This is a genomic window from Streptomyces chisholmiae, assembly GCF_031845445.1.
Lineage (GTDB): Bacteria > Actinomycetota > Actinomycetes > Streptomycetales > Streptomycetaceae > Streptomyces > Streptomyces chisholmiae.
In genome coordinates this window covers 197,983-217,642 of record NZ_JAVREO010000007.1, presented here as the reverse complement: position 1 = coordinate 217,642, position 19,660 = coordinate 197,983, and the positions used below count along the sequence as shown (strand labels likewise).

The following is a 19,660-nucleotide window of genomic DNA, read 5'->3' as shown; positions in this document are numbered from 1 at the left end:
TCGCGCCATGCCAGGCAAGGAGCACGCCCCCACTCCCCCGGCCCCGCAGGCGAGCGCGGACGCGACGGGTGCGACGGACGCGGCGCTGGACGTCCGGACCCGGCGCACCCGGGCGCGGCTGCGGGAGGCGGTGCTGCGGCTGGCCGCCGAGGGGCCGGTGGAGGACATCGCGGTCGCCGACCTGGTGCGCGCCGCCCGGGTCAACCGCACCACGTTCTACAAGCACGCCACGAGTCCGGCGGCCGTCCTGGAACAGGTGCTGTACGCGGAGCTGGACGAGGTCAGGGCCGGCTGGATCGCCGACGTCGAGGCGGCACGGCTCCCGGTCGAGGCGATCTGGGAGCGGGCCTCGACCGCCCTGATCGCGCACCTGGAGCGGCACGACGCGGTCTACACCGCGGGCCTGGTGGGGCGGCGCAGCGCGATCCTGCACCATCTGCTCGTCGACCACTTCACCGCCTCCGTCCGCGCCCTGCTGGATCGCGACCCCGGGCTGCTGCCGGCGGGCGAGGGCCCGCGGGAGTGGCGGGTCGAGGCGCACAGCGCCTTCCTGGCGCACGGCGAGGCGGGGCTGGTGGAGGCCTGGTTGTCCCGGCCGGCGCCGCGCGAGCACCGCCTCTTCGTCGCCGCGGCGGCCGCCGCGCTCCCGCCGTGGCTGGCCACCGCGTCCGGGCACGGCGGGAGGTAGCCACGAAGCCCCCGGACGGGGGCGGCCGTTGGGTGCTCGGGGAGCCGAGCGGACGGGGCGGCCGGGCCCGGACGGGAGTCCGCGGGTGCGTGGTTGGCCTACCGGAAGTCCCGGTGCGAACGATCACGGTTCGGTCGGGACCAGCGCGCCGACCAGGTTCGCCGCCGAAAGCCCCCGCCGTACGGCGGATCGGACCTCAGGTGTCAGCAAACCCGGTCAGCGACCGCCCGCGATCGCGAGAGCTGCCGGCGGCCGCGAAACCGCGGGTCGCGCGGGCCGCTGAACATGCCGGCCGCCCGTCGTCACCCGATCGTTTGACGACAGGTCGTCCTGCTGCCGCGGTGGCGCAAACCCTGCGCGGGTCTCGCCGGTGCGGGGTGGGATCAGGTGTCGAACCGTACTCCGCCGAGCTGCCTGACCGCCGCGGGGTCGTGGTGGTCGAAGACCTGGCTGCGGCCGGTGTCCAGGTCGGCGATGCGGGCCAGGTCGTCCTCGGTGAGCCGGAAGTCGAAGATGTCGAGGTTCTCCGCCATGCGGTCCGGCCGCACCGACTTCGGGATGACGACGATCTCCTGCTGGACGAGCCAGCGCAGGGCGATCTGGGCGATGGTCCTGCCGTGGGCGCGGGCGATGTCGGCGAGGACGGGGTTGTCGAAGAAACCCCGGCCGCCCTGGGACAGGGGTCCCCAGGACTCGTGCTGGACGCCGTACTCGCGCATCAGCCGGTGGTCGTCGGTGCGCTGGAAGAAGACGTGGGTCTCGATCTGGTTGACGGCGGGGACGATCTCGTTGTGGCTGATCAGGTCGGCGAGCCGGTCGGGATAGAAGTTGCTGACGCCGATCGCCCGGGTGCGGCCGTCCCGGTTGAGGTCCTCCATCGCCCGCCAGGCGCCGTAGTAGTCGCCGAAGGGCTGGTGGATCAGATAGAGGTCGAGGTGGTCGAGACCGAGGCGGTCGAGCGAGCGGTCGAAGGCGCGCGCTGCGCTGTCCTGGCCGTAGTCCTGGACCCACAGCTTGGTGGTGACGAACAGTTCGTCGCGGGGGATGCCGCTGGCGGCGATGGCCCGGCCGACCGCCCGTTCGTTCTCGTAGGCCGCGGCGGTGTCGATGAGACGGTAGCCGGCTTCGAGTGCGGACTCGACCGCCTGCTGGGTCTGGTCGTCGGGGATCTGGAAGACGCCGAAGCCGAGGAGCGGCATCTGGACGCCGTGGTGGAGGGTGACGTGTGGGATCTGTGCGGTCATGGGTGGGCCTGCTCTTTCCGGTGGCTCGGTTGACCGGTGTGTCGACCGGTGTGGTGGTCAGCGGTGCAGGACGCCGGGCTGGGCGCCGGGGGCGAGGGTGGGGGTGGTGACGGGAACGTCGCCGAGCGCCTGGTCGACGGCGGCCAGCAGGTCGTCGGACAGCGCGATGCCGGCGGCGGCGGCGTTGGCGTGGACCTGTTCGGGGCGGGAGGCGCCGGTGATGGCGGAGGCGACCTCGGTGCGGCGCAGGACCCAGGCGAGGGCCAGGGTGGGCATGCTCATCCCGGCCTGTTCGGCGATCGGGACGAGGCGCTGGACCGCTTCCAGTGCGGCCTCGCTGTAGACGAGGTCCTGGGAGATCGCCATGTCGGCGGAGGCGAAACGGCTGCCCTCGGGGACGGGCTGACCGGGCTGGTACTTGCCCGTGAGGACGCCCTGGGCGAGTGGGGACCAGACGATCTGGGAGATGTCGTTCGCGGCGCACAGGCCGAAGACCTCGGCCTCGGGGGCCTGCCAGAGCATGGAGTACTGCGGCTGGGAGGAGACGAACAGGTCGGGGCCGGCGATGTCGATGCCGGCCTGGATCTGCTCGGGGGTCCACTCGCTGAAGCCGATGTAGCGGGCCTTGCCCTGCTCCACGACCTGTCGGAACGCCTCGACGGTGTCCTCGACCGGCACGGCGGGGTCGAAGCGGTGTGCCTGGTAGAGGTCGACGTAGTCGGTCTTCAGCCGGGTGAGGGAGGCGTCGAGCTGCTTGGCGATCTGCGCCGGAGACAGTCCCCGGTCTGCCGGGTCGTCCGACATCGGCCCCCAGACCTTGGTGGCCAGGACGTAGGAGTCACGCGGATGGGCGGAGAGGATCTCGCCCCATGCCGTCTCGGCCGCGCCCTGGCCGTAGACGTTGGCGGTGTCGAAGAACGTGATGCCCGCGTCGAACGCCGCTTCGGTGCAGGCGCGGGTCCGGTCGGCCTCGATGCCGCCGGAGTAGGTCAGCCAGGAGCCGAGGGAGATCTCCGAGACCTCCAGGTCCGAGCTGCCGAGCTTGCGGTAGCGCATGGTGTGCTCCTTCGGGAAGGGGGTGTGATCAGCGTTGGCGGACCGACGGCTCGGGGGTGGGACCGACGCGGCCGGTGTCGGCCGGATCGGTGACGTGACGGATCGAGGTGACGGATGGCCGGCGGCGAGGACGGTGATCAGTGTCCCGGTACCCCGACTCCGCAGACCCGGAATCCCGGTGCGGGGCGGCGTTCGGGCTGGCTACGGTGGCCGGCATGGCGGACGAGGAGCGGGACTGGCTGCGGGTGAACCGCGCGAACTGGGACGACCGGGTGCGGGTGCACGCCGAGAGCGACTTCTACGACCTGCCGGGTTTCCTGGCCGGCGGTGACCCGCTGCGGGCGACCGAGGTCGCCGAGGTGGGGGACGTGTCGGGGCGGCGGCTGCTGCACCTCCAGTGCCATATGGGGCAGGACACCCTGGCCTGGGCGCGGCGGGGCGCGTGGGTGACGGGGGTGGACTTCGCGCCGGCGGCGGTCGAGGTGGCGCGCGGCCTGGCGGCCGAGCTGGGGCTGGCGGAGCGGGCCAGGTTCGTGGTCTCGGACGTGTACCGGGCGCGGGAGGCACTGGACGGGGAACGATTCGACGTGGTGTTCACCGGCGGCGGGTCGCTGGTGTGGCTCCCGGACCTGGCCCGGTGGGCGGAGGTGGTGGCGGACTCGCTGCGGCCCGGCGGGTTCGTCTACGTGTCGGAGTTCCATCCGGTGACGGACACGCTGGACGAGGCCGGGGAGCGGGTGGTGGCTGACTACTTCGACGACCGTCCGGAGCGGTGGGAGACGGCGCACACGTACACGGACGGGCCGGCGCTGCGGCACCGGGAGACGGTGCAGTGGCGGCATCCGCTGGGCGAGGTGGTGACGGCGCTGGCGGTGGCGGGACTGCGGATCGAGTTCCTGCGGGAGCGGCCGGCCACGTTGTTCCAGCGGTTCTCGTCGCTGCGGCGGGGGCCGGGTGGGGAGTTCGGCTTCCCGGCCGGGCGGCCGCGGGTGCCGTTGATGTACTCGCTGCGGGCGCGGCGGCCGGCGGGGTAGTCCGCGGCGGGGCGGGTGGGGGCGACGATCGGTCGCCGGGGTGGGCGGCGGGTGGCCGATCGTCTCGTTGTTCGGCGGGAAAAGCGTCGTTTGGTGGACGGGTGACGCGCGGCGCCGGGTGGTTTCGGCAATACGTCGCGCGTTGTTCCCGCGGTATTCCGGTGTCTTGTAGCGGGTCTTCGGTTGGGGCGACCATGAAATGTGTCTGGTCCCCCAGGGCTGGGAGTGCCGCTCATGTCGTCAGAATCTCTTCGACAATCGGTCGATCAATTGCTTCCGTCGTTTGATCCGGTGCGTTTCGTGGCGGTTGACGGGTCCGCTCTGGAGCCGCCGGCGGGTTATTCGCGGCCGCCGGACGCCGTGTTGGTCGAGGCCTTTCACCGGATGGTGGTGGGGCGGCGGTTCGACGCGCAGGCGACGGTGTTGACCCGGCAGGGGCGGCTGGCGGTGTATCCGTCGAGTCGGGGTCAGGAGGCGTGCCAGATCGGTTCGGTGCTGGCGCTGCGGGCCGAGGACTGGCTCTTTCCCACGTACCGGGACTCGATGGCGCTGTTCGCGCGGGGTCTTGACCCGGTGGAGCTGTTGACGCTGCTGCGCGGCGAGTGGCACTGCGGCTACGACCCGACGGTCTGGCGGACCGCGCCGCAGTGCACCCCGTTGGCGACCCAGACGGTGCACGCGGTGGGGCTGGCGGACGCGCTGCGGCGGCGCGGGCGGGGCGGCGTGGTGCTGGTGCTGGTGGGTGACGGGGGGACCAGCGAGGGCGACTTCCACGAGGCGCTGAACTTCGCGGGGGTGCTGCGGGCCCCGGTGGTGTTCCTGGTGCAGAACAACGGCTACGCGATCTCGGTGCCGCTGGCCCGGCAGTCGGCGGCGCCGGCGCTGGCGTTCCGCGGCGTGGGGTACGGGGTGAGCGCCGAGCAGGTGGACGGGAACGACCTGGTGGCGACGTTGGCGGTGCTGTCGGCCGCGGTGGAGCGGGCCCGGGCGGGGGGTGGCCCCTCGCTGGTGGAGGCGCACACCTACCGGGTGTCGGCGCACACCAACGCGGACGACGCGTCGCGCTACCGCGAGGAGGCGGAGGTGGCGCGGTGGCGGGCGGCCGATCCGGTGGAGCGGCTGGAGCGCTATCTGCGGGGTCGGGAGCTGTTGACGGACGCGGACGTGGCGGCGGCCGAGGCGGCCGGCGAGCGGGCCGCGGAGGAGCTGCGGAAGGGGCTCGGGGAGCGGATGCAGGTGGATCCGCTGGAGATGTTCACCCATGTGTTCGCCGAGCCCACACCGCAGCTGGTGGAGCAACGGGCCCAGCTGGCGGCGGAGTTGGCCGCCGGCGGCGCCGGTGGCGAGGAGGTCGGTCGGGATGGCTGAGCTGACGATGGCGCAGGCGCTGAACACCGCGTTGCGGGACGCGCTGCGGGCGGACGAGAACGTGTTGGTGTTCGGTGAGGATGTCGGTCCGCTGGGTGGGGTTTTCCGGATCACCGACGGGTTGACGGCCGAATTCGGCGAGGAGCGTTGTTTTGACACGCCGTTGGCCGAGGCGGGGATCGTGGGATTGGCGGTGGGATTGACGATGGGCGGTTTTCGGCCGGTGGTGGAGATGCAGTTCGACGCCTTCGCCTATCCGGCTTTCGAGCAGATCGTGTCCCATGTGGCGAAGACCCGGAATCGCACCAGGGGCCGGCTGCCGGCGCCGCTGGTGATACGGGTCCCGTTTGGTGGGGGCATTGGTGGGGTGGAGCACCACTGCGATTCGAGTGAGGCGTACTACGCGCACACGCCGGGGTTGAAGGTGGTGACGCCGGCGACGGTGGCGGACGCGTACTGGCTGCTGCGGGACGCGATCGAGGATCCGGACCCGGTGGTGTTCCTGGAGCCGAAGCGGCTGTACTGGGCGCGCGATGAGGTGGCGCTGGAGACGCGATCGGTGCCGCCGCTGGGGCGGGCGGTGGTGCGCCGGTCGGGGGTGGACGCGACGCTGGTGGCCTACGGCCCGGCGGTGCCGGTGGCGCTGGAGGCGGCCGAGGCGGCGGCCCGGGAGGGGCTGGAGCTTGAGGTGGTGGACCTGCGGTCGGTAGTGCCGCTGGACGACGTGACGGTGATGGCGTCGGTGCGGCGCACCGGGCGGTGTGTGGTGGTGCAGGAGGCGCAGGGCTTCGCCGGGGTGGGCGCCGAGGTGGCGGCCCGGGTGCAGGAGCGGTGCTTCCACTCGTTGGCGGCGCCGGTGCTGCGGGTGGCCGGGTTCGACGTGCCGTATCCGCCGCCGGTCGTGGAGCGGGCGCATCTGCCGGGTGTGGACCGGGTGTTGGACGCGGTGTACCGGCTGCAGTTCGACGACGAGCCGGATCTGACGCACGCGGTGCCGGGGGTGGCGTCGTGACGGGCGTCGAGGTGGGGGTGGGCGAGCGGGTGTTCTGTCTGCCGGACCTGGGCGAGGGGCTGACGGAGGCGGAGGTGTTGAGCTGGCGGGTGGCGGTCGGGGCGCGGGTAGCGGTGGACGAGGTGGTGGTGGAGGTGGAGACGGCGAAGGCGGCGGTGGAGGTGCCGGTGCCGTTCGGGGGGACGGTGGTGGCGTTGCACGCGGCGGAGGGCGGTCGGGTGCCGGTGGGTGGTCCGCTGGTGTCGGTGGCGGCGGACGCCGGGGTGGCCGCGCCGACCGGGGCGGGGCCGGCCGACGGATCGGGCTCGGGGCCGGTGTTGGTGGGGTACGGGACGGTGGCCGGCGGCGGTGGGCGGCGGGGCCGGGTGCGGCGGCCGGCGCGGGCGGCTGCCGCCCAGGCCCCGGCGGCGGGCGGCGGCGGGCGGTTGGCGCCGCGGGCGATCTCGCCGTTGGTGCGCCGGCTGGCGGACGAACACGGCGTGCGGCTGGCCGAGTTGGCCGGCGACGCGCCGGGCGGGGTGGTGCGCCGGCGGGATGTGGAGGCGGCGATCGCGGCCCGCGCGAAGCCGGCGGCGGCAACGGAGACCGCGGCGACGCCGGCGACGCCGGTCGGCGGCGGGGAGGAGCGGGTGCCGCTGCGGGGCCTGCTGGGCACCATGGCGGAGCGGGTGACGCGCAGCCGGCGGGAGATACCGGAGGCGACGGCCTGGGTGGACGTGGACGCGACCGAGCTGCTGGCGGTGCGCGAGACGCTGCGGGCGGCCAGGCCGGGGGCGGGCATCGGCCTGCTGGCGCTGCTCGCCCGGATCTGCGTCGCCGGGCTGGCCCGGTTCCCCGAGCTGAACGCGCGGGTGGACGTCGAGCGCGGGGAGCTGGTGCGCTCGCGCGTGGTGGGTCTCGGCTTCGCCGCGCAGACCGAGCGCGGCCTGGTGGTGCCGGTGGTGCACGGCGCCGAGGGGCTGAACACCGCCGCGCTGGCCGCCGAGTTGGGCCGGCTGAAGGAGCGGGCGGCGGCCGGGGCGCTGCCGCCGGCGGCGCTGACCGGCGGCACGTTCACGGTCAACAACTACGGGGTGTTCGGGGTCGACGGCTCGACGCCGATCATCAACCACCCGGAGGCGGGCATGCTGGGGATGGGGCGGATCGTGGCGCGGCCGTGGGTGGTGGACGGGGCGTTGGCGGTGCGCCAGGTGACGCAGCTTTCGGTGACCTTCGACCACCGGGTGTGCGACGGCGGCGTCGCGGGCGGGTTCCTGCGGTATGTGGCGGACTGCGTGGAGCGGCCCGGCCTGCTGCTGGCGGACCTGTGAGCGCCGGCCAGGCCGGCCGGGGCGGGCCCGGAAGGGAGTCGGACATGGAGCGGGAGACCGAGGCGCGGGACGGCGTGCGGTGCCGCCGGGTGGGCGCGGTGGCGGTGGTCGAGCTGGACCGGCCGCCGGGGAACGCGCTGGACGCGGCGATGCGGCGGGCGCTGCTGGCGGCGCTGGCGGAGGTCGCCGCGGCCGGTGCGGCGGTGCGGGCGGTGCTGCTGGCGGGGCGCGGCGGGGCGTTCTGCGTGGGCCAGGACCTGCGGGAGCACGCGGCGGCCCTGGAAGAGGGCGCCGAGGCGGCGTTCGCGTGTGTGGCGGCCGAGTACAACCCGCTGGTGACGGCGCTCCAGGCGGTGCGGCAGCCGGTGGTGGTGGCGGTCGACGGAGCGTGTGTGGGTGCGGGCCTGGGGCTGGCGTTGGCGGGCGACGTGCGGGTGGTGGGGCGGGACGCGCGGTTCGCGACGGCGTTCACCGGGGTCGGGCTGGCGGCGGACTCGGGGTTGAGCTGTTCGCTGGCGCGCGCGGTGGGGCCGGCCAGGGCGCGGGCGCTGTTCCTGCTGGGTGACCGGTTCGGGGCGGAGGAGGCGCTGACCTGGGGGCTGGCGCAGGCGGTGGTGCCGGCCGGCACGGCGGGCGCCGAGGGGCTGGCGTTGGCCGAGCGGCTGGCGGCCGGGCCGACGGCGGCGTTCGCCGAGGTGAAGGAGCTGTTCCGGGCCGGTGGTGAGGCGGGGTTGCCGGCGGTGCTGGCCCGGGAGGCGGCGGCCCAGACCCGGCTGGGTGGCACGGCCGACCACCGGGCGGCGGTGGCGGCGTTCCTGGCGCGGGAACGCCCCACGTTCGAGGGCCGGTGACCGGCGGTGGGCGGCGTGGCGACGGGTACCGGGGTCGGTGCCGGGCCGGCGAGACGATCGGGAGGCGGAACATGACCGGGACGACCGAGGTGACCGAGGACGACGAGGCGGAGCTGCGCGCGCACTTCGAGGCGACGGTGGCGGCGGACCGGCGGGTGGAGCCGCGGGACTGGATGCCGGACGGCTACCGGGCGACGCTGGTGCGGCAGATCGCGCAGCACGCGCACTCGGAGATCATCGGGATGCAGCCGGAGGGCGACTGGATCACCCGGGCGCCGTCGTTGCGGCGCAAGGCGATCCTGTTCGCGAAGGTGCAGGACGAGGCGGGGCACGGGCTGTACCTGTACGGGGCGGCCGAGACGCTGGGCGCTGACCGGGACGAGCTGACCCGGCGGCTGCTGTCGGGGCGGCAGAAGTACTCGTCGATCTTCAACTACCCGACGTTGACGTTCGCCGACGTCGGGGTGATCGGCTGGCTGGTGGACGGGGCGGCGATCTGCAACCAGGTGCCGCTGTGCCGGAGTTCGTACGGCCCGTACGCGCGGGCGATGGTACGGGTCTGCAAGGAGGAGTCCTTCCACCAGCGGCAGGGCTACGAGCTGCTGTGGACGATGATGCGGGGCACGCCGGCGCAGCGGGAGCTGGTGCGGGACGCGGTGGACCGCTGGTGGTGGCCGTCGCTGATGATGTTCGGGCCGCCGGACGCGGCGTCGCCGAACTCGGCGCGGTCGATGGCCTGGCGGATCAAGCGGCACTCCAACGACGAGCTGCGGCAGCGCTTTGTCGACATGACCGTGCCGCAGGCGGAGCGGCTGGGGGTGACGCTGCCCGATCCGGAGCTGGCCTGGAACGAGGAGCGGGGGCACTACGACTTCGGCACCCCGGACTTCGCCGAGCTGGCCCGGGTGATCGGCGGGGACGGGCCGTGCAACGCGGAGCGGCTGGCGCGGCGCACGGCGGCGCACGAGGACGGCGCGTGGGTGCGGGCCGCGGCCTCGGCGCACGCGGCCCGGCGGGCGGCGCGGGAGCGCGCCGGGGCGGAGGTGGCCGGGTGAGCGGGGAGCCGGCGGCGGGCGCCGTGGACGAGGGCTGGCCGCTGTTCGAGGTGTTCGTGCGCGGCAAGCGGGGGTTGAACCACGTGCACGTGGGGTCGCTGCGGGCGGCGGACGCCCGGATGGCGCTGACCCACGCGCGGGACCTGTACACCCGCCGGAACGAGGGGGTCAGCATCTGGGTGGTGCGCAGCGCCGACGTGACGGCCTCGGCGCCGGACGAGAAGGACCCGTTCTTCGCGCCGAGCGGCGACAAGGTCTACCGGCATCCGACGTTCTACGAGATTCCCGACGATGTGCCGCATATCTGAGTCCGGCGCGGTCGCGGGCCGCCGCCGGGCGTGGCTGAGGGGTGGGTGACGTGGACGAGGCGGGTGCCGCGTTCGGTGACGCGCGGTGGGCCTTCGGCACCGGGTTCGAGGACCCGCTGCACGGGGTGCCGACGGAGCTGCCGCCGGGTCTCGACGCGGCGGCGGTGGCCGGCTGTTGTCTGGCGCTGGCCGACGACGCGCTGGTCGGCGCGCAGCGGCTGGCGGAGTGGGTGACCCGGGCGCCGGAGGTGGAGATCGAGCTGGCGCTGGCCAACGTGGGGCTCGACCTGCTGGGGCAGGCGCGGCTGCTGTACGCGCGGGCCGGGCGGGTGGACGGCTCGGGGTGGGGCGAGGACGACTTCGCCTACCGCCGGTCGGCGGACGCGTTCCGCTGCCTGCGGCTGGCCGAACTGCCGCGCGGCGACTTCGCGTTCACGGTGCTGCGGCTGCTGGTGCTGTCCTCGGCGCGGCTGGCGCTGTTGTCCGGGCTGCGGGCGGCGCCCGACCCGGTGCTGGCGGCGGTGGCGGAGCGGGGGGTGCGGGAGGTGGCCTACCACCGGCTGTTCGCGGCCGAGTGGGTGGTGCGGCTGGGCGACGGCACGCCGGAGTCGGGGCGGCGGCTGGCGGCGGCGGTGGCGGCGGTCGAGCCGTGGCTGGGCGAGGTGCTGGACGACGGAGTGGGGGCGGGGCTCGGGGTGGCGCCCGGCGCGGTGCGCGCGGCCTGCGCCGAGGACTGGCGGCTGGTGGGGCGGGAGGCGGGGGTGGCACTGCCGGTGCCGGCGGGCCCGGCGCGGCGGGAGGCCGGCGGCCGGGCGGGCCGGCACACCGAGCATCTGGCGCCGCTGCTGGCCGAGTTGCAGAGCGTGGCGCGCGAGCATCCAGGGGCGGTGTGGTGACGGTGGCGGAGGAAACGGCGGAGGAGGCGGCCTGGCGGGTGGCCGGCTCGGTGCCCGACCCGGAGCTGCCGGTGGTGACGGTGGCGGAGCTGGGGATGGTGCGCGGGGTGGCGTGCGACGGGGCCGGCGGGGTGGTGGTGCGGCTGACGCCGACCTACGGCGGGTGCCCGGCGGTGGCGGAGATCAGGGCGGGGGTGGCGGCGGCGCTGCGGGCGGCCGGGTTCGACCCGGTGGAGGTGGTGACGGTGCTGGCGCCGCCGTGGTCGTCGGAGTGGATCAGCCCGGCGGGCCGGCGGAAGCTGGCGTCGGCCGGCATCGCGCCGCCGGGCCGGGCGGCGGGTGGCGGGCCGGTGCCGCTGACCCTGTCGGCGCCCCGCCGGGTGGTGGTCTGCCCGCGGTGCGGGGCGGACGACACCGAGCCGTGGTCCCGGTTCGGGGCGGCGGCGTGCACGGAGTTGTGGCGGTGTCTCGGGTGCCGGGAGCCGTTCGAGCGGGTCAGGGAGGTCTGATGCAGATGCGGACGACGGTCGGGGTGGCGCCGAGGGCGCGCCGCCTCGGGGTGTTCCACCGGCTGCGGGTCGCCGGCGTGGAGCGGCTGTGCGCGGACGCGGTGGCGGTGACCTTCGCCGTGCCGGCCCGCCTGGCCGGCGAGTTCGCGTTCCGGCCCGGGCAGTCGCTGACGCTGCGGCGTTGGGTGGACGGGCGGGAGGAGCGGCGCTCGTACTCGATCTGCGCGCCGCTGGGCGCCGCCCCCCGGATCGGGGTGCGGCTGGTGCCGGGCGGTCTGGTCTCGCCGTGGCTGGTGCGGGAGGTGGCGCCGGGCGACGCGCTGGAGGTGGCGCCGCCGGCCGGCGGGTTCACCCCCGAGCTGGGGGTGCCGGGGCACCATGTGCTGGTGGCCGCCGGGTCGGGGGTGACGCCGATGGTGTCGATCGCCGCCTCGGTGCTGGCCGGCCACCCGGCGGCGCGGGTCACCCTGCTGTACGGGAACCGGGCCAGCGACTCGGTGATGTTCGCCGACGAACTGGCCGATTTGAAGGACGCGCACCCCACCCGGTTCCAGCTGGTGCACGTGCTGTCCCGGGAGCCGCGCGAGGTGGACGTGCTGTCCGGGCGGCTGGACGGGCAGCGGCTGGCGACGCTGCTGGCCGCGCTGCTGGACCCGCGGGTGGCGCACCACTGGTGGCTGTGCGGGCCGGCGCCGATGGTGGCGGAGGCGCGCCGGGTGCTGCTGGGGCTCGGGGTGGCGCCGGAGCGGGTGCGGCGGGAGCTGTTCTTCGACGCTGACGCCGGGCCGGCGCCGGCCGCCCGGGAGGCGCCGGCGGCGGTGGCGGGGCCGGCCAGCCGGCTGACGGTGGTGCTGGACGGCCGGGCCTCCACGGTGGATCTGCCCCGGGGCGAGCGGGTGCTGGACGGGGCGCGGCGGGCCCGGCCGGAGGCGCCGTTCGCCTGCCGGGGCGGGGTGTGCGGCACCTGCCGGGCGCGGGTGACGGAGGGCCGGGCGGTGATGCGGCGGAACTTCGCGCTGGAGCCGGCGGAGGTGGCGGCCGGCTACGTGCTGACCTGCCAGGCGGAGCCGGACGGGGAGCGGCTGACGGTGGACTACGACGGCTGACCGAGGGCGGCCGGCCGGGGCGGGCGTTCGCCGCCGGGGCGTGGAATCATGGGTGACCAGGCAGTTCCGGGAGCGAAAGGGAAACCCACATGTTCGGAGCCCTCAAGAACCTCAAGGGGAAGGTCGCGGAGATCGCCGGGACGCACGGCGACAAGATCGCCGGTGGGGTGGAGAAGGTCGGCGACTTCGTCGACAACAAGACCAAGGGCAAGCACAGCGACAAGATCGACTCGGCCGTCGACAAGACGCAGGGCCTGGTCGAGAAGCTGGGCGACGACAAGAAGAAGTGACCCCGACGCCGGCCGGCGGCCCGCACGAGGTGCGGCGCCGCCGGCCGGTGCGGTCGCGCCGGGCCGGCCTCTCTCCGCTGGCGGCGCGGGGCGGCGCCGCCGGCGGTCGGGGGTTCGGCCGCCGGCGGTCGGGGGCTTCCGCGGGGGGCACGGGAGCGCACCGGGGTTGCGGCGCGCGGGGGGCGGCAAGCCAGCGGAGTGAGGCGACCTCACGCCTGGCTGGAGGCTTCCGTGCGCACGATCGACGAGTCCGATGTCCCACCCCTGTTGCGGCTGGCCAGCGGCGGCCAGTTCGCCAAGGCCCTGGCCGTGGCCGCCCGGCTGGGTCTGGCCGACCTGACCGGCGACTCCCCCGTCCCGGTGGCCGAGCTGGCCCGGGCCACCGGCACCCGGCCCGACGTGCTGGGCGAACTGCTGCGGACGCTGGCGTTCGTCGGGGTCTTCGAGCCGGGCCCGGCCGACCACTTCCGGCTGGCGGCGGCCTTCGCCCCGCTCCGCGCCGACCACCCGCACTCGCTGCGCAACTTCTGCGTCCTGCAAGCCGGGCTCTACACGGACGCGTTCAACGGGCTCCAGGCGACGGTCGCCACCGGCTCCTCCGGCTTCCGGGAGGTCTTCGGCACCGAGCTGTACCCGTATCTGGCGGCGCACCCGGGGACCGAGGGGCTCTTCGACGCGGCGATGGCCGAGCTGTGCCGGCCGACCGCGGCGGCGCTGGCCGCCGGCTACGACTTCCGTGGCGTGCGGGACGTGGTGGATGTCGGCGGCGGGGACGGCACGCTGCTGGCCGCGCTGCTGGCGGCCCAGCCCGCGCTGCGCGGGGTGTGCGTGGACCGGCCGTCGGTGTGCCGGCGCGCGGCCGGCGCGCACCACCCGGCCGCCGACCGGCTGACCTTCCGTCCGGCGGACATCTTCGACGAGCTGCCGGTCACCGGCGACCGGTTCCTGCTGAAGAACGTGCTGCACGACTGGTCGGCGGCGAGCCAGTCCCGGTTGCTGGCGAGCGTCCGGGCCGCGCTGGTCCGCACCGCGGGCGCCAGACTGCTGGTCCTGGAGCCGCTCTTCGACCAGGAACACGGCCCGGCGCACGCGCTGGCCCAGCGGGTGGTCTGCGCGGACGGCGCCCGGCCGTTCCTGGCCGACGAGCTGCGGGGGGTGCTGGCGGGCGCCGGCCTCCCGGTCCTGGACAGTCGCCAACTGGCCTGCGGCCACCACCTCTTCGAGTGCGCGCCGAGCGACTGACGGGCGCGGCCGGCTCGGTGAACCGGAGAGGTGCCGCCGGCAGATCTGCCACGATCAGCGGATGGGTGCGTTGGACGCGGTGGCGGGCAGGGTCGCGGGCGGGGCCACCGTGACGTTCCGGCCCAGTGGCTCCTCGATGGTCCCGCTGATCCTCGGTCGGCAGCAGGTGGTCGTCGCGCCGGTCGACCCGACGCGGCTGACGGTCGGGGACATCGTGCTCGACCGGGTCGCCGGGACGGTCTACCTCCACCTGGTGTCGTCACTCGACCCGCCCGGGAAGCGGGTGCGGATCAGCGACAACCGGGGGCGCGTCAACGGCTGGACCAGCCACGACCGGATCTTCGGCAGCTGCCTCGCGGTCGACGGCGTCCCCCGGCCGGGCGCCGCCGTCCGCGCCGGGCTCGGCCAGGGATGGTGGTGCACCGGCACCGGGCCGGCTTCGACCTCCGCGGGCCGGTCGAGGGCGAACCCGGCGGGCCGCCCGGTCGGTGACCCCGAGCGGGCCCGGGCCCGGGAGTGGGGCCGCTACTCCGAGCCGGTGCGCAACTCGTCCAGGGTCAGGGCCTGGTCCAGGAAGCGCAGGTTCTCCCGGGCCGCGGTGTAGAGCAGTCCGGCGATCGGCAGTCCCGAGTCCAGTTCGCGGCCCGGCGTCAGCTCGCAGAGCGCGGCGCGGGTGTCCGCGATCAGCGTCAGGTGCGTCGACCACAGCTCCGCCGCCGACTCGCCCGGGAAGTCGGGCAGCCGCTCGGCGACGGCGACGGCGGCGGCCGTCGCCACGCAGTGCCGGTCCAGCTCCGCCAGGCCGGCGTCGTCATCCGGGCGCAGGCCGCGGAACTCCCCGAGATCGACGGCGAGTTCGCTGCTCAGCCGGGTCAGGACCGTGCGGCCGCCGGCGTCCACGAAGGCCGCCACGGCCTCGGGACCGGACAGCGGCCCGGCCTCGGGCAGCACGTACGGCGGGGGCGGGTCCAACCCGCCGGGCGACGCGGGACCGAAGGCCCGGCCCACCGGGTCGACGACCAGCAGCGCCCCGACCAGCAGGACGATCACGCCCAGCCGCCGGCCGGTGGTGGCGGTCGGTGGGCCGGCGTCATCGGACCGCTCCACCGGCGCCAACCGCTCGGGGTGCTTCTCGGGCAGCACGGCGGAGCCGGTGGCCACCATCGGTGGCACGACCAGGTAGAACAGCGCCCGCCACGCCCCGGTGAAGGCGATGGGATCGAGCCGCGTGAGGAGCAGGTGCGCCGTGGTGAGCGCCGCCACCAGGTAGAGCACGACGGCCCCGCAGCCGCCACCCCCGTACCAGACCGGGCCCGTCGACAGGATCCCCGCCCGCTCCTCCCACGGCGGGTGCGGGCGCCCCAGCTCGCGCAGCGCCCGGGCCACGGCGGCCCGCCGGGAGTCGGGCCGGGGCTGGGCGTCGGCCCGCTCCGCCCAGACCCGCGGCTCGGCGCCGAGCGCGACCGCGTCCAGGTCGGCCACCAGCTCCCGCTGGCGCAGCGTCGCCGACCGCACCAGCGCCACCCCGGCGGCCAGCGCCACCCCGATGAGCGTGTCCCCCACCCCGGGGGCGGCCTCCGGCCAGAAGTCCCGTTCCGCGCCCAGCAGTTCGCTCTCCAGCAGCAGCCAGCCCTGCACGGCGACGAACGGCACCAGGACCAGGGCGGCGAAGAACCGCCAGAACAGGAAGGTGAACCAGGCCAGCCCGACGTCGCGGTTCCGCACGTGGGCCAGCTCGTGCGTGACCACCGCGTCGAACACCTCGGGCCGTTTCGAACGGAGCTTGACCAGGCCGGCGTTGAGGCAGACCACGGACCGGCCCGGGCGGCCGAAGGCCACCGCGCTGGCGGCGGAGGCGGACGGATTGATCACGAACTCCGGGACCCGGTGCCTGGGCAGCCCGCTCCGCTCGACCAACTCGGCGAGCCGGGCGGGCAGTTCGACGGGCCCCCGGCGCGGCACGGCGAACGGCGGAAGGCCGCTCGGCGGCCACGTCCCGAGCAGGTCGGGGACGGGGGTGGGCGCCGCGGGTGACACGGCCGGCAGCCGGCCGCCGCGGGTGCGCCAGGCCGGCAGCGCCCAGCCGGTCAGCACGGCGGCCAGGACGACCACGGCGGTGGCCACCAGCCCACACCACAGCGCGAGGGACACCTCGTCGGCGGTGCAGGCGACGTACTCGGCGCTGCCGGTCAGCCGCAGCCAGACCGTCGCCGGGTCGTCGTCCAGCGCGACGTCCCCGGCCCGCGCGCAGCGGGGGAAGGCGGCGTCCGCCCGCAGCGCCAGCACGGTCGGCGTCACCAGGGCGACGCAGGCCAGCACGAGCAGCACGATCAGCAGGACGAAGCGCCGCGTCGTGCCGCGCCCCACCATCCACCGGACGTTCCTGGCCACCCGGACTCCCGCTAGTCGTCGCAGGCGCGGGCGAGGTGGGAGACGACCGCGTCGGCCAGCGCCTCGGCCTCGGGCTCGGGCATCTTGGCGGCTTCGGCCCGGGCCAGGACGGTGGCGTGCACCTGCTTCAACTGCGCCGCGGACAGGACCGGAACGGTGGGCCGCGCGGCCCCGTCCGGCTCCGGTTCGGGCTCCGTCGCGCGCTTCCGGCGGCGGAGCCGGCCGGCCAGGCCGCGCAGCCGGGCGGTGATCCCGTCCGCGGCCGCGTCCACGCCGCGGTCGACCACGCCGACCGCCACTCCGGTGACGGCCAGCCAGACCACCGGGGTCACCAGGGCCACGGCTTCGGCCGCCGCCCCGAACCCGACCTGGTCGGTGGAGCGGGAGCGGCGCCGCATCAGCCGGGTGATCTGGGCGTCGCTCAGCCCCGCCACGCTGTCGAGCAACTCCAGCTCGTCCGGCGCGTACGCTTCCACGAAGTCCCGCACCACCGCCCGCACCGTCATCTCCATGGCCCCCGATCCTAGGGCGGCGACACCCCTCCTTGTCCGGGTTTCACCGGAACCACGGGGCGGAAGCGGAGGTCAGCGGGTGCGGCCGAAGAGGGCCATGGCGTGGTCGAGTTGGGTCCTGGCCCAGTCGTAGGTCGCGGTGCCCTCGTGCTCCCGGTAGACCGTCTCGACCACCAGGACGAGCACCAGGTAGAGGCAGTACAGCCGGCGGCGGGTCTGTTCGGTGGGGGTCAGCGGGGGGTGGCCGTAGCCGCGCATGAAGGCGTCGTGGGGCCCGAAGGCGGGCAGCTGGGTGCCGCCGAAGAGCCGTTCCATCAGCGGGTCGCCGAAGAAGGCGCGCTCGTGGTCGATGACGCAGACGATCCGCCCGTCGCGGACCAGGACGTTGGGATCCCACAGGTCCCACTCGACCAGGCGGGGCTCGGTCACCTCGTCGAGGCTGTCGGCGTGCTCGGCCAGCACGGCCCGGATGGTGTCGTGGTCCCAGCCGAGCGCGACGGCGCGGCGTTCGCCGTCGGCGAGGATGTGCTCCACCATGCCGGTGAAGACCCGCCGCCAGCTGGCGTCGCCCGGCCCGGCGAGCGGGCCGAAGGCGGCGCCGCGGACGGCGTTGATCTCCCGGTTGCGGGCGCCGAGTTGCGCCAGGTAGGCGTCGTGCTCGGCGGTGGAGAGCCGGTCGCGGAGCACGCCGAGGTTCTCGCCGTGGACGTACGGCATACAGAAGTAGCTGGCATCGCACAGCTCGCGGCTGTGGTCGGCGAAGTGCGCCGCGGCGACCGGCACGTCGGTGTGGGCGCGGATCAGCTCCAGCGCGCGCAGTTCGGTGCCCATGGCGTCCCGCTCGTGGGTCATGACGTCCACGTGGGGCGGCGGGGCGATCTTGAGGACGACCTCGGCGCCGTCCCGCAGCCGGACGCGGTAGGCGACGTTGAACCAGCCGAAGGTCAGCTCGGTCGCCCACCCGTCGCCGACCGGGACCCGCTCCGGGCCGTAGGCGCGCTCGATCATGGCGCGCAGCGCGGCGGGCGACTGGCGGTTCTTGGAGACGCTTTCCATGTGTTTCCTCTCGCCGGGTCGCGGTGATCCCTACCCGGGGCCGCCGGGGCCGGGTACCGCCCGGCGGGTGGTTGTGACAGAATCCCGGCAAGGTCACGAGTGACAGCGAGAAGGGCCCCGGCCCGCTGTCCGGCAACCCTCCGTCGCGGCGGGGTGCCCCGGGTGATGACCGGGCCGTGGACAGCAGGGTTCACGGCAAGTGCGGCCTCCCAGGAGATCCTCGTGCAGCAGCGAATGCGCTAGGAGCCGTCCGGCTCCCCCGGTTCGGCTCCCCTCCCCCAGCTCGCTCCCGTCCTCCGTCACGGCGTGGGTCCGTTCCGCCGTGGCTGTTTCCTGCCGATCTCGTTCGGAGACATCGTCATGTCCGTCCGCGCTGAAGCCACTCCCGCCCACACCCATCACACCGACCCCACCGGTTCCGAAACCGCGACCGACCCGCGCGCCGTGCTGAGCGCCGGGGTGACCGTGCCGCTCGCCGACGGGCGGGTGGTCGGCTACGCGGCACTCGACTACGCGGCCAGCGCGCCGGTGCTGAGCCGGGTCTGGGACGAGGTCGCCCGGTACGCGCCGAGCTATGGCAGCGTGCACCGGGGGGCCGGTCAACTCTCCCGGCTGTCCACCGAGTTGTTCGAGCGCAGCCGGGCGACGGTGGCCGGGTTCCTCGGGCTGCGGCCGACCGACCGGCTGCTGTTCACCCGGTCCACCACCGACTCGTTGAACCTGCTGGCCGCCGCGCTGCCGGCCGGCACCCGGGTGCTGGTCTTCGAGACCGAGCACCACGCGGCGCTGCTGCCGTGGGCGCACCACGGGCACCGGGTCGACTACCTGGCGACGCCGGACGACCCGGCGGCGGCGGTGCGGGCGGTCGAGGAGGCGCTGGCGGACGGGCCCGTGGGGCCGACGCTGCTCTGTGTCACGGGCGCCTCGAACGTGACCGGCGAGCTGTGGCCGGTGCGGGAGTTGGCGGCGGCGGCGCACCGGCACGGGGCGCGGATCGTGCTGGACGCGGCGCAGTTGGTGCCGCACCGGCCGGTGGACGTGCGGGCCTGGGACGTGGACTGGGTGGCGTTCTCCGGGCACAAGCTGTACGCGCCGTTCGGCGCGGGGGTGTTGGCCGGGCGGGCGGACTGGCTGGACGCGGCGCCGCCGTATCTGGCGGGCGGCGGGGCGACCCGGGTGGTGTCCCGGGAGGCGGGCGCGGCGGTGCGGGTGGTGTGGGCGGACGGCGAGACGCGGCACGAGGCCGGCTCGCCGAACGTGATCGGGGCGCTGGCGGTGGCGGCGGCCTGCCGGGCGTTGACCGAGGGCGAGGGGTACCGGGCGCTGGTGGCGCACGAGCGGGCGTTGCTGGGGCGGCTGCGGGCGGGGTTGGCGGAGCTGCCACGGGTGCGGGAGCTGTCGTTGTTCGGGCCGGCGGCGGAGCGGGTGGCGGTGGTCTCGTTCACCGTGGCCGGCTGGGACAGCGCGGAGTTCGCGCGGGCGTTGGCCGACCGGTACGGGATCGGGGTGCGGTCCGGGATGTTCTGCGCCCAGCCCTTGGTGCGGCGGCTGCTGGGGGCGGACGGGCCGGCCGACGACTGCGGTGGGCCGTTGCAGGCGGTGCGGGTGAGCTTCGGGGCGGGGACGCCGGCCGAGCACGTGGAGCGGCTGCTGGCGGCGGTCGCCGAGTTGACCGGCGGGCGGGCCGGCTGAGGCCGGGCCCGCCCGCGGTGCCCGCCGGGCCATGGCCCCT

General features: G+C 75.3%; 20 protein-coding genes and 1 riboswitch. Of the genes, 15 read left to right on the top strand and 5 right to left on the bottom strand.

Going from position 1 to position 19,660, the window contains the following annotated elements; all coding sequences use genetic code 11:
• Nucleotides 1-7: 7 nt before the first annotated feature.
• Nucleotides 8-688, top strand: a complete 681-nt coding sequence (locus RM844_RS14000) for a TetR/AcrR family transcriptional regulator (protein ID WP_311667461.1) — start codon at nt 8-10, stop codon at nt 686-688.
• A 383-nt stretch (nt 689-1,071) separates the two neighbouring features.
• Here RM844_RS14000 and RM844_RS13995 read toward each other — a convergent pair whose 3' ends face one another.
• Together RM844_RS13995 and RM844_RS13990 are read right to left on the bottom strand one after the other, a co-directional pair.
• Nucleotides 1,072-1,932 carry an aldo/keto reductase gene (locus tag RM844_RS13995; RefSeq protein ID WP_394814500.1) on the bottom strand — a complete coding sequence of 287 codons (861 nt, stop codon included), beginning with the start codon at nt 1,930-1,932 and terminating at the stop codon, nt 1,072-1,074.
• 57 nt (nt 1,933-1,989) lie between these two features.
• The gene (locus tag RM844_RS13990) at nt 1,990-2,988 is read right to left on the bottom strand and encodes an aldo/keto reductase (RefSeq protein ID WP_311667460.1); all 999 of its coding nucleotides are present in this window, start codon (nt 2,986-2,988) and stop codon (nt 1,990-1,992) included.
• Nucleotides 2,989-3,203: 215 nt separating this feature from the next.
• On the opposite strand from RM844_RS13990, the gene RM844_RS13985 reads away from it, so the two are divergent.
• From RM844_RS13985 to RM844_RS13925, 13 genes are all read left to right on the top strand, one after another.
• Entirely contained in the window at nt 3,204-4,022 is an 819-nt protein-coding gene (locus RM844_RS13985; protein WP_311667459.1) for a class I SAM-dependent methyltransferase, read from the top strand.
• Between the two features lie 234 nt (nt 4,023-4,256).
• Nucleotides 4,257-5,390, top strand: coding sequence for a thiamine pyrophosphate-dependent enzyme (locus tag RM844_RS13980; RefSeq protein WP_311667458.1), 1,134 nt, complete (start codon nt 4,257-4,259; stop codon nt 5,388-5,390).
• On the top strand, nt 5,383-6,402 hold the full coding sequence (locus RM844_RS13975; RefSeq protein WP_311667457.1) for an alpha-ketoacid dehydrogenase subunit beta: 1,020 nt from the start codon (nt 5,383-5,385) through the stop codon (nt 6,400-6,402). The genes RM844_RS13980 and RM844_RS13975 overlap by 8 nt, the downstream gene beginning before the upstream one ends.
• On the top strand, nt 6,399-7,712 hold the full coding sequence (locus RM844_RS13970) for a dihydrolipoamide acetyltransferase family protein (RefSeq protein ID WP_311667456.1): 1,314 nt from the start codon (nt 6,399-6,401) through the stop codon (nt 7,710-7,712). Before RM844_RS13975 ends, RM844_RS13970 begins: the two co-directional genes overlap by 4 nt.
• Nucleotides 7,713-7,756: 44 nt before the next feature.
• Nucleotides 7,757-8,563 carry an enoyl-CoA hydratase/isomerase family protein gene (locus tag RM844_RS13965; protein ID WP_311667455.1) on the top strand — a complete coding sequence of 269 codons (807 nt, stop codon included), beginning with the start codon at nt 7,757-7,759 and terminating at the stop codon, nt 8,561-8,563.
• Nucleotides 8,564-8,634: 71 nt separating this feature from the next.
• Nucleotides 8,635-9,618 carry a 1,2-phenylacetyl-CoA epoxidase subunit PaaA gene (gene paaA, locus RM844_RS13960; protein ID WP_311667454.1) on the top strand — a complete coding sequence of 328 codons (984 nt, stop codon included), beginning with the start codon at nt 8,635-8,637 and terminating at the stop codon, nt 9,616-9,618.
• Nucleotides 9,615-9,926, top strand: a complete 312-nt coding sequence (paaB, locus tag RM844_RS13955; protein WP_449657324.1) for a 1,2-phenylacetyl-CoA epoxidase subunit PaaB — start codon at nt 9,615-9,617, stop codon at nt 9,924-9,926. Before paaA ends, paaB begins: the two co-directional genes overlap by 4 nt.
• Before the next feature lie 50 nt (nt 9,927-9,976).
• Nucleotides 9,977-10,822, top strand: a complete 846-nt coding sequence (gene paaC / locus RM844_RS13950) for a 1,2-phenylacetyl-CoA epoxidase subunit PaaC (protein WP_311667453.1) — start codon at nt 9,977-9,979, stop codon at nt 10,820-10,822.
• Nucleotides 10,819-11,331, top strand: coding sequence for a 1,2-phenylacetyl-CoA epoxidase subunit PaaD (gene paaD, locus RM844_RS13945; RefSeq protein WP_394814499.1), 513 nt, complete (start codon nt 10,819-10,821; stop codon nt 11,329-11,331). Before paaC ends, paaD begins: the two co-directional genes overlap by 4 nt.
• Entirely contained in the window at nt 11,331-12,437 is a 1,107-nt protein-coding gene (paaE, locus tag RM844_RS13940; protein ID WP_311667451.1) for a 1,2-phenylacetyl-CoA epoxidase subunit PaaE, read from the top strand. The genes paaD and paaE overlap by 1 nt, the downstream gene beginning before the upstream one ends.
• 89 nt (nt 12,438-12,526) lie before the next feature.
• Nucleotides 12,527-12,727, top strand: coding sequence for an antitoxin (locus tag RM844_RS13935; protein WP_311667450.1), 201 nt, complete (start codon nt 12,527-12,529; stop codon nt 12,725-12,727).
• A 231-nt stretch (nt 12,728-12,958) separates the two neighbouring features.
• A complete protein-coding gene (locus tag RM844_RS13930; protein WP_311667449.1) occupies nt 12,959-13,969 on the top strand; it encodes a methyltransferase in 1,011 nt (336 codons plus the stop codon).
• Nucleotides 13,970-14,030: 61 nt separating this feature from the next.
• On the top strand, nt 14,031-14,573 hold the full coding sequence (locus RM844_RS13925; protein WP_311667448.1) for a hypothetical protein: 543 nt from the start codon (nt 14,031-14,033) through the stop codon (nt 14,571-14,573).
• Here RM844_RS13925 and RM844_RS13920 read toward each other — a convergent pair.
• The 3 genes from RM844_RS13920 to RM844_RS13910 all read right to left on the bottom strand — a co-directional run bounded on the left by RM844_RS13920 (nt 14,495) and on the right by RM844_RS13910 (nt 17,928).
• Nucleotides 14,495-16,360, bottom strand: a complete 1,866-nt coding sequence (locus RM844_RS13920; RefSeq protein WP_311667447.1) for a M48 family metalloprotease — start codon at nt 16,358-16,360, stop codon at nt 14,495-14,497. The genes RM844_RS13925 and RM844_RS13920 overlap by 79 nt on opposite strands.
• Before the next feature lie 11 nt (nt 16,361-16,371).
• Nucleotides 16,372-16,872: a hypothetical protein gene (locus tag RM844_RS13915; RefSeq protein WP_311667446.1), complete on the bottom strand. Its 501-nt coding sequence runs from the start codon at nt 16,870-16,872 to the stop codon at nt 16,372-16,374.
• A gap of 72 nt (nt 16,873-16,944) precedes the next feature.
• Nucleotides 16,945-17,928 carry a phosphotransferase family protein gene (locus RM844_RS13910; RefSeq protein ID WP_311667445.1) on the bottom strand — a complete coding sequence of 328 codons (984 nt, stop codon included), beginning with the start codon at nt 17,926-17,928 and terminating at the stop codon, nt 16,945-16,947.
• 91 nt (nt 17,929-18,019) lie between these two features.
• A riboswitch (SAM riboswitch) is annotated at nt 18,020-18,136 on the top strand.
• 152 nt (nt 18,137-18,288) lie between these two features.
• Between RM844_RS13910 and RM844_RS13905 the strand changes: the two genes are divergently transcribed.
• On the top strand, nt 18,289-19,620 hold the full coding sequence (locus RM844_RS13905) for an aminotransferase class V-fold PLP-dependent enzyme (protein ID WP_311667444.1): 1,332 nt from the start codon (nt 18,289-18,291) through the stop codon (nt 19,618-19,620).
• The last annotated feature ends 40 nt before the right edge of the window (nt 19,621-19,660 follow it).